Genomic DNA, 9,708 nt, shown 5'->3' on the forward strand with positions numbered 1-9,708 from the left:
TTATTTACTTATTTCTATGATTTCTACTTCGAAAACCAAATCAGATTTTGCTGGAAAAGGTCCATATTTAGCAGTACCAAAGCCTATATAATAAGGTATAAATAATCTTGCTTTTTCACCTTCTCTCATTTTTGAAACTCCCTCTTTAAAACCAGTAATCATTGGTTTTTGAGAATCGTTTAATTGAAACACAAATGGCTGACCACTTTCTTCTGTAGATTGAATTCTTACACCATCTGCTGTATATAAAGTAAAATTAGATTTTACAGGTTTATGGCCTACCATTTTCTTGCCTTTTGGATTGCTTTTAAGTAGTAAAAAACGTAAACCAGAATCTGTTTTAATTGCATTAGATTCATCCATTTTAGCTAAAAAAACTTTTTTATCTTTCAGGTATTTAGCATATCTGGCAATTTCCTGCTTCGCTTCTAACTCTTTTTTGTCTTCGGATAAAGCATTATACTTTACAATCTTATCATTAAAAACTTCTTCTGCATTAAAAGATTTAGCTTCAGAGCCTATTCTTATAATTTCCACTTTTTTTATGGTATCTGCTTGCTGTATTTTATTTACAGTAATCATTCTTACAGAATCTATTGCTTTTTGTAATTTTAAAGCGTCTTTAAAAATTGTTTTTAGCTTTTTTAATTGTAGAGAATTTACAATCGTTTTTCCAAACACACTGTGTTTATTATTTAAATGCGGAATTGCTTTGTGCGTTATAAAAAACTGACTTCCATTCGCATCTGGTCCAGAATTAGCCATCGACAAAACACCAACATCATCGTGTTTGTAGCGTAAACCTCCATTTTCATCTTTTGTAAATTCGTCTCCAAATAAATACCCAGGATTTCCTCTTCCACTTGCTGTTGGGTCTCCACCTTGAATGATAAAGTTAGGAACAACTCTATGAAACGTTAAACCATCAAAATAGTTTTTACCTTTTAAAGAATCTGTAACTCTGGTGCTTGTTCCTTCTGCTAAAGAAACAAAGTTGGCAACTGTCATTGGTACATTATTAGCATATAATTCTAATAATATATCTCCTCTATTGGTTTGTATTTCTGCATACAAACCATCGTTTAAACTCTTATATTTCTCTGCTGTACATGAAAATATAAATATGCTAAAAAAAAGTATATAGCTTCCTTGCTTCATCTATTTTTCTAAAATTTCTAATAATTCAACTTCGAAAATTAATGCTGAAAATGGCTTGATGGCTGGACCTCTTTGTTGTGCTCCATAAGCAATATCTTGAGGTATAAAAAATCTGTATTTAGCACCTTCTTTCATCAACAATAAACCTTCGTTAAAACCTGGAATGTATATGTTAGCAAGAGATTCGTAAGGTTCATTTCTGTCTACAGAACTATCAAAAACTTCGCCATCGATTGTAGTTCCATGATAATGAATTTTAATTTTACTTGTTGGGTTAGGTGTCTCTCCTGTTCCTTCTTTTAAGACTACATATTGCAAACCACTATCTGTAGTTACAACACCTTCTTTTACTTTGTTTTCAGCTAAAAAGTCTTCTCCTGCTTTTCTTACAGCTCCGAATTCTTTTTCTGCAGCTTTTTCAGTTTTTTCCATTTGTTGTTTCTGAAAAAACTTACTTAAAAAACCGTTTAACTCTTTTTGGTCTATCAATAAATTTGTAGAATCTATTCCATTTCTATAACCTTGCAAAAACAAATCTGTATTTGCTTCATCAAAATTAGCTTTTACTTTTAAAGCCATATCTAATCCTAAAGCATAACTAGCAGAATCTATTTCTGTTTCTAAAGATTTTACCTCTGGTTTTTGATTTCCACAAGAAACCATTAGTGTTAAAACTGCAATAATTGCTAAACTTTTTATTACTCTCATTTTTGTGTTTATTTAATGTTTATTAATGTTACTTTACTTTTAATTGTTTGATTCATTCCTACTTTATTTCCATCGCCTGCAATTCCAAATGCATTGTAAGATGGAATTACAAAGGTAATTGTTTCTCCGGTTTTCATCAACTTTATTCCTTTTTGTAAACCCGAAATAAAATCTTCTTCATCTACTTTATATTCTTTAATCCCTAATTCTTCTGCAGAATAGATAGTTGAGTCGTTTAAGCTAAGAATATTGTATTCTAAAGTTACAGTGTTCCCCTTTTTTGGTTGCACAAGGCTATCGTTTATTTTAAGGTTGTATGTGTACCAAAATCCGTTAGAAGATTGCAAGTATTCTTGCAAAGTATCTTTCTGAATAAAGCTTAAAATTCGAGCATCTTCTGCTTGATTTAACGCTTTGTACTCTTTGGCTGTTTCTAAATAAATAGTTGTTGATGGTTTTGGATCTATAGGTCTTCTGGGTTGCACTTTTACACAACTTACAAATACTATCAATAGAATTAAAAGATAACTATACTTCATAAGAATTGATTAATTCTGATTGATATTCAGGTAATAAAGATGTGAATTTGGTAATTGTTTTTGCCATTTCTAAGTCAGATTTTCCACCTGCTGCATTGTCATGGCCTCCACCTTCGAAATGATTTCTTGCAAACTTATTTACTGAAAAACTACCTTTAGATCGAAATGAAATTTTTATCAAATTCTGGTCACTATCTTCAATAAAAATAGCCGCAAAAATAATTCCTTTCAAAGAAAGTGCATAATTTACTACGCCTTCTGTATCTCCTTTTTGGAAATCGAAACGCTTTTTTTCATCATTTGTAAGCGTAATATAAGCTGTTCTATAGTTGGGTAAAATTTGCAAATTGCTTAAAGCTTGGCCTAATAAAAGAAGTTTATTATATGAATTTTCATCATACACATTGTTATGAATTCTATCATTTTCTGCACCTTTATCAATTAAATCTGCAATAATTCTATGCGTTTTACTGGTTGTAGATCTAAATCTAAAAGATCCAGTATCTGTCATAATCCCTGTATACAAGCAAGTTGCAATATCTGCATCTACCAAATTTAAATCGTTATTCATCTCAATAAATTGATACACCATTTGACAAGTAGAACATATTTCTATATCAGAATACATGTACTTAAAATCATCTGGTTGTTGATGATGATCTATCAACACAAATTCGTTTGGATATTTTTCTAAGGTATTTTGCATATCAGAACCTACTCTGTGTAAAGCATTAAAATCCAATAGAAAAATGATATCCGACTTTCCAATAGCTTTTTGAGATTGGCTATTTTGCAAATCAAATCTGTAAGCAGTATCTGAAGATGGCAACCAATTCAAAAAATCTGGATAATCATTTGGCACAACTACTGTGCAGCTATGTCCTTTTTTATCGAGATAAAGTTTCAAGGCCAAAGTTGAACCAATTGCATCTCCATCAGGATTTCTATGACCTACAATTACAATATTTTTAGGCCTGTTTAGAAACTCTTTTAAATCTTCAAATCCTTTTAAAATCATAAGTTGCGAAGATACAATTTAATAGCATTTTGCAAAAAATATTTTGCTTTTACAATAGTTAAAAATCAATATGTGTTATTCACAAATACAACCTTAACAATAACTTGTATTTCATATTAAAAGCCGTACTTTTGCAAAAAATTTAAAAAATTTAGAATGGCAACAAATAGAACTTTTACAATGATTAAACCAGATGGCGTAGAAAATGGTTATACTGGAGCAATACTTGAAAAAATTAATGCTGCAGGATTTAGAATTGTAGCATTGAAAAAAACACAAATGACAAAAAATGATGCTGAAACTTTTTATGCGGTGCATAATGAGCGTCCGTTTTTTGGAGAGTTGGTAGAATTTATGACTCGTGGACCAATAGTAGCTGCAATTTTAGAAAAAGAAAATGCTGTAGAAGATTTTAGAACTTTAATTGGTGCTACAAATCCTGCTGATGCTGCAGAAGGAACTATTAGAAAATTATATGCAACTTCTATGGGAGAAAATGCTGTTCATGGTTCTGATTCTGATGAGAATGCACTAATTGAAGGCAATTTTCACTTTTCTGGAAGAGAGCAATTTTAAGGATTTATTAGAAATTCTTTTTGTTTAGTATCAATTGAATATAAAAGATTTCCAATTCTTTATACTAACAAATTATAATGCCTGTTACTTAATTGTAACAGGCATTTTAATTCAAAAACTTATTATAGAATTATGGATTATCAAAAAAAATCTATCAATTCTAATTTTTTAGTTTTCATTCTTTGAGGTTAAGTTGTTTTTATTTGAATCTCACTCATACTTACGAGAAGAATTGAAGTACGGCTTTAAAAAAGTGAAAAAAATTCATTTTTTTTTAAAAACCCCTATGAATAAAGAGAAAAACGACTTAAAAAATTTATCAATTCATTTAATATTTGTAGTATTGTAAAAGAAAATAGATACAAATTTGGAAGATTTAAAGAAAAATCAAGATTGGAAATCAAAACTTCATGAAATTATTTATGAAGCTGACACACCTGAAGGCAAACTTTTTGATGTTGTTTTGTTGGTAGCAATTATTGCTAGCATTTTATTAGTAATGCTAGAAAGTGTGGAAAGCTTCGATGCTAAGTATCATAGTTTTATTGATATAGGCGAATGGGTAATTACCATACTTTTTTCCATTGAATATTTATTAAGGATTATTTCTATAAAAAAACCTACTAAATATATTTTTAGCTTTTTTGGTATTATCGATTTTTTATCAACTGTGCCAAAATACCTATCATTTGTTATGGTAGGCTCACATAGTCTAGTCGCTTTAAGAGCTTTGCGTTTATTAAGAGTTTTTAGAATATTAAAACTAGCAAGATATACAGGAGCCTCAGAGAAATTGATTTTAGCTATGAAAGCTAGTAAAGCTAAAATAGCAGTATTTCTATTCTTTGTAGTTATAGTTTGTGTAATTTTGGGGACTATAATGTATATGGTAGAAGGTGCCGAAAATGGTTTTACTAATATTCCGAAAAGTATTTATTGGGCCATTGTTACATTAACTACTGTTGGTTTTGGAGATATTGCCCCACAAACTCCCTTAGGACAATTAATTGCAAGTATTATTATGATTTTAGGTTATGCCATTATTGCAATACCAACTGGTATTGTGAGTTCAGAGTTAACAAAATCTACTTTACATGAAGATATAAATACACAATCTTGCCCAACTTGTTTAAAAGATAATCATAAGAAAAACTCAGGTTTTTGCTATAATTGTGGTAGCGCTTTAAACTAATGATTGATTCAAAAAAAAACACTCTAATTGTAATTGTTGGCCAAACAGCAATTGGTAAAACTGCTTTGAGTATTCAATTGGCTAATTATTTTAATTCAGATATTATTTCTTGCGATTCTAGACAGTTTTTTAAAGAAATGACAATTGGTACAGCTGTACCAGATGTAACAGAATTAGCAGCAGCTAAACATCATTTTATACAAGATAGAAGCATTTTTGACGACTATAATGTTGGTCAATTTGAAAGAGATGCTTTAAAAAAATTAGATGAATTGTTTCTTAAAAACCCAATTCAAATTATGGTTGGTGGAAGTGGTTTATATATTGATGCTGTTTTAAAAGGTTTGGATTACTTTCCTGAAGTGAATCCTGAAATTAGAAAAGATTTAACAAAAGAACTTGAAGAAAAAGGAATTGAAAGTCTGCAAGAAAAATTAAAACAATTAGATTTAGAAACTTACGAAACAATTGCCATCGACAATCCTCATAGAATAATGAGAGCTTTAGAAATTTGTATTGGAACAGAAACACCTTACTCAACTTTTAAAAACAAAGCAAAAGAACCACGAAATTTTAATGTTATAAAAATAGGTTTAACAGCAGATAGAGAAATTCTTTACAATAGAATTAATAAAAGAGTTGATGTAATGTTAGAAAACGGATTGTTAGAAGAAGCTAAAAATCTACACAAAAACAAAAACCTAAACGCCTTACAAACTGTTGGATACAGAGAAATATTTGCTTACTTTGAAAGCGATTTTACCAAAGAATTTGCTATTTCTGAAATCAAAAAAAATACAAGACGTTTTGCAAAAAGGCAAGGCACTTGGTTTCGAAAAGATGAGGAAATTGAATGGTTTGATTTTGAGACAAGCACTAAAGAAATTATAAAAAAAATCGAAAATCGTATGGAGAAATAAAAGAGAAATTTTTAAAATTAAAATTTAACTTTTTTTAAAGAGTATAGATTTTTATTAGTCACTCTCTTTTCTATCTTTGTCACAATTAAAACAACAAACATGAAATCAAAAATTAGCATTTTATTTATAACTCTATACAGTGTTCTAGCCTTTTCACAAACAAAAACAGGTACAATAGACAACGATTACATTATCAATTTAATGCCAGAGGCAAAAATTGTAATAAAAAACACACAAGATTATGGTGCAAGATTAGATTCTTCTTTTTCCATTAAAATGAAAGAATACCAAGATAAAGTGGATGATTTTACTAAAAATGAAAAAGAATTAGGTGAATTGATGAAAAAAACCCTTATCAACGAAATTACAACCATGGAACAGGATATTAAAAAATATCAAGAAAATGGTAATAAATTAATGCAATTCAAGCAAAATGAATTAATGCGACCTTTGTATAAAAAATTGAATGATGCTATTGCCATAGTTGTGAAAGAAGGAGGTTACACACACATTTTAACAAGACAAGGAAATGAGTTTGCATATCTTGATGAGAAATATGATATTACCAAATTAGTACTAGCAAAACTAGGAATTCAAGAACCAGAAGTTAAAGAATAAGGTTGTCAATAAATTATAAGAAAGCATCACAATTGTGATGCTTTCTTTAACTAATATTACCCCATATTTTAGAAGATTTAGTCAATTCTAAAAACACTTTTTTTATGGGTAAATTTTCTTCTTTTGATAAATTAGGATCCTCTTGCAAAAGAGAAATTGCAGTATTTCTAGCAGCAACTAAAATTTTTGTATCCTTTACAACATCTGCAATTTTAAGATTTAAAACGCCACTTTGTTGAGTGCCCATTAAATTTCCAGGTCCACGCAATTTTAAATCTACTTCTGCAATTTTAAAACCATCTGAAGTTTCTACCATTGTTTTTAAGCGTGTTTTTGCTTCTGCAGATAATTTGAAACTCGATAATAAAATACAGTAACTTTGGTCTGCTCCTCTCCCAACTCTTCCTCTTAATTGATGTAATTGACTTAACCCAAAACGCTCTGAACTTTCAATAATCATAACACTTGCATTGGGCACGTTTACGCCTACTTCAATAACAGTAGTGGCTACCATAATTTGAGTTTCTCCTTTTACAAAACGCTGCATTTCGAGTTCTTTATCTGCAGGTTTCATTTTTCCATGTACAATACTTATTTGGTATTTAGGTAATGGAAATTCGCGAGAAATACTTTCATAACCATCCATTAAATCTTTATAATCCATGGTTTCAGATTCCTGAATTAATGGATACACAATATAAACCTGCCTACCTTTTGCAATTTCATCTTTCATAAATTTAAAGACAGACAGTCTGTTACTATCAAATCTATGAACAGTTTTTACCTCTTTTCTTCCTGGAGGTAATTCATCAATTACAGAAATATCTAAATCGCCATACACTGACATTGCCAAAGTTCTTGGAATTGGTGTTGCTGTCATCACCAAAATATGAGGAGGTAAAAAAGCATCCCTCCCTAACCCTCCTAAAGGGAGGGAACTCTCACTGTTGGTTTTTTCTATTTTTAATTGTTGTGAAATGTTTGAGATTGTGTTTTCTATGTTTCCAATGACTTCTTCATTTGTAAATCTGATGACTTTGAAACCTAAATCTTGTAAAATTTTTGTTCTTAAATCATCTGCTTCTTGCTGCTCTTTTGTAGTGTGATACTTTCCATCAACTTCAATAATTATTTTTTTTTCGATACAAATAAAATCAACAATAAACTCATCAACAATATGTTTTCTTCTAAATTTGAAATCTAATTTTTTCGTTTTTAATTGCTCCCATAAAATTCGCTCTGCTTCAGTAGTTTGTTGTTTTCTTTTTTTCTGTAATTCTTTCATCAATTTATAAACTGATGGACGAGCAGTCATATAATTTTTACGCAAAGATTGGACTCCTTCCCTTTGGGAAGGTTGGGATGGGCCTCCTTTTTTCCACAATTGTGCTCTTTGTTTTACACCAAATCTATGTTGCTCATCAATAATGGCGATTCCTAAATTTTTAAATTTCACTTTATCTTCCAATAAAGCATGCGTGCCAATTAAAATATGCAAAGAACCATCTTCTAAATTTGCATGAATTTCTCTTCTTTTTTTAGTTCTTACAGAACCAGTTAAAAGATCAACCTTAATATTCATTCCTTTCAAAAGCTCAGAAACAGCAATATAATGCTGATTTGCTAAGATTTCTGTAGGTGCCATAATGGTTGCCTGAAAACCATTATCAATTGCTAAAAGCATTGTTAATAAGGCAACAATTGTTTTTCCAGAACCAACATCACCCTGTAAAAGTCGGTTCATGTGTGCCCCAGTTGCAACGTCTTTTCTAATTTCTTTTAGCACTCTCTTTTGAGCATTGGTTAAATCGAAAGGTAGCTTTTCAGAATAAAATTCATTAAAAACAGCACCAACATTTTCAAAAACAAAACTTTTTACTTTAGTTTTATTGATGAGTTTTTTTCTCACTAATTGTAATTGAATAAAAAATAATTCTTCAAATTTTAAGCGATATTGAGCTTTGGCTAAATTTTCTTGACTTTTAGGAAAATGGAGATTTAATAAGGCATCACGTTTATGCATCAATTTAAAATCATCAATAATTTCTTGTGATAAACTTTCTTGAATCGTATCGTAAACTTGTTGCAACAATTTCTGGATATACGTTCTTATCAACTTATTAGAAACTCCAGAATTTGTTAATTTTTCTGTAGATGGATATACAGGTTGCATTTTAGTTTGCAACTTCTTTTTATATTCTGCAACCAATTCCATTTCTGGATGAGGTATGGAGTAACTATGATTGTAGTGATTTAACTTACCATAAACCACATAAGGTTCATCAATTTTTAAGGAATCTTTAATCCATTTTTGTCCTTTAAACCAAACCAATTCCATAGAACCTGTAGCATCTTGAAAAGTGGCTACTAACCTACTTCCTCTTTTTTGTGCCACAGATTTAATGTGTGTAATTTTACCTACAATTTGTACTTCAGATGAATTTGGTTGTAATTCCCTAATAGCATAAAATTGCGTTTTATCAATATATCTAAAAGGAAAAAAGTTCAATAAATCATTACACGTTTTTATACCTAATTCTGTGTATAAAAGTGTTGCTCTTTGCAAACTTACTCCTGAAATATATGTGATGGGTTTACTTAAAATCAATTTAAAATATATGAATTACGAAAATACAGAATTCATTATATATTATAGTTTTAAAATAAATGTTATTATTTTAAGTAATTGCTTCAAATTATAAACAAAAAAAGAGAGCTGATTTCTCAGCTCTCTTGGGATCAATAGTCGTAAATTAATACCCCTAAAAATTAATAGACCATTGATATTTTTTTTAAAAAACACCCAAACAAATTTGTTTGGGTGTCTAGTTATCATATAAATAAGTCCCCCCACTTGTTTATATTCTTAATTAAATTCTTATCTAAAGATCACTTTCGAGGTTCCAAAGTCGCTTTCTTTACTGTTTACTTGTAACAGCATTACTCCTGGTTTTACTCTAAAGTTGAACTCTAGTTCGT

The 9,708-nt window shown here is 29.8% G+C and carries 9 protein-coding genes; 4 read left to right on the forward strand and 5 right to left on the reverse strand.

The window, feature by feature from the left end; translation table 11 throughout:
• Genes WAO74_RS02100 through WAO74_RS02115 form a run of 4 tightly spaced genes read right to left on the reverse strand, consistent with a single transcriptional unit; the run spans position 1 to position 3,423 of the window.
• Positions 1–1,158: a peptidylprolyl isomerase gene (locus WAO74_RS02100; protein ID WP_422159278.1), complete on the reverse strand. Its 1,158-nt coding sequence runs from the start codon at positions 1,156–1,158 to the stop codon at positions 1–3.
• Positions 1,159–1,866, reverse strand: coding sequence for an FKBP-type peptidyl-prolyl cis-trans isomerase N-terminal domain-containing protein (locus WAO74_RS02105; protein WP_422159280.1), 708 nt, complete (start codon positions 1,864–1,866; stop codon positions 1,159–1,161).
• Between the two features lie 8 nt (positions 1,867–1,874).
• On the reverse strand, positions 1,875–2,405 hold the full coding sequence (gldI, locus tag WAO74_RS02110; protein WP_422159281.1) for a gliding motility-associated peptidyl-prolyl isomerase GldI: 531 nt from the start codon (positions 2,403–2,405) through the stop codon (positions 1,875–1,877).
• The gene (locus tag WAO74_RS02115; protein ID WP_422159283.1) at positions 2,395–3,423 is read right to left on the reverse strand and encodes a DHH family phosphoesterase; all 1,029 of its coding nucleotides are present in this window, start codon (positions 3,421–3,423) and stop codon (positions 2,395–2,397) included. Before WAO74_RS02115 ends, gldI begins: the two co-directional genes overlap by 11 nt.
• Positions 3,424–3,579: 156 nt before the next feature.
• Here WAO74_RS02115 and WAO74_RS02120 point away from each other — a divergent pair, with 156 nt between their 5' ends.
• The 4 genes from WAO74_RS02120 (at position 3,580) to WAO74_RS02135 (ending at position 6,729) form a co-directional block, all read left to right on the forward strand.
• Complete coding sequence (locus WAO74_RS02120; RefSeq protein WP_422159284.1) at positions 3,580–3,999, forward strand: nucleoside-diphosphate kinase; 420 nt, start codon at positions 3,580–3,582, stop codon at positions 3,997–3,999.
• Positions 4,000–4,366: 367 nt separating this feature from the next.
• On the forward strand, positions 4,367–5,191 hold the full coding sequence (locus WAO74_RS02125; RefSeq protein ID WP_422159285.1) for an ion transporter: 825 nt from the start codon (positions 4,367–4,369) through the stop codon (positions 5,189–5,191).
• Entirely contained in the window at positions 5,191–6,111 is a 921-nt protein-coding gene (gene miaA / locus WAO74_RS02130; RefSeq protein ID WP_422159287.1) for a tRNA (adenosine(37)-N6)-dimethylallyltransferase MiaA, read from the forward strand. The genes WAO74_RS02125 and miaA overlap by 1 nt, the downstream gene beginning before the upstream one ends.
• 99 nt (positions 6,112–6,210) lie before the next feature.
• Positions 6,211–6,729 (forward strand): OmpH family outer membrane protein, encoded by a 519-nt coding sequence (locus WAO74_RS02135; protein ID WP_422159288.1) that lies wholly within the window; start codon positions 6,211–6,213, stop codon positions 6,727–6,729.
• Positions 6,730–6,775: 46 nt separating this feature from the next.
• On the opposite strand, the gene WAO74_RS02140 is transcribed toward WAO74_RS02135, so the two are convergent.
• Positions 6,776–9,337 (reverse strand): DUF559 domain-containing protein, encoded by a 2,562-nt coding sequence (locus tag WAO74_RS02140; protein WP_422159290.1) that lies wholly within the window; start codon positions 9,335–9,337, stop codon positions 6,776–6,778.
• Positions 9,338–9,708 lie beyond the last annotated feature (371 nt).

This window comes from Polaribacter sp., assembly GCF_049276715.1.
Lineage (GTDB): Bacteria > Bacteroidota > Bacteroidia > Flavobacteriales > Flavobacteriaceae > Polaribacter.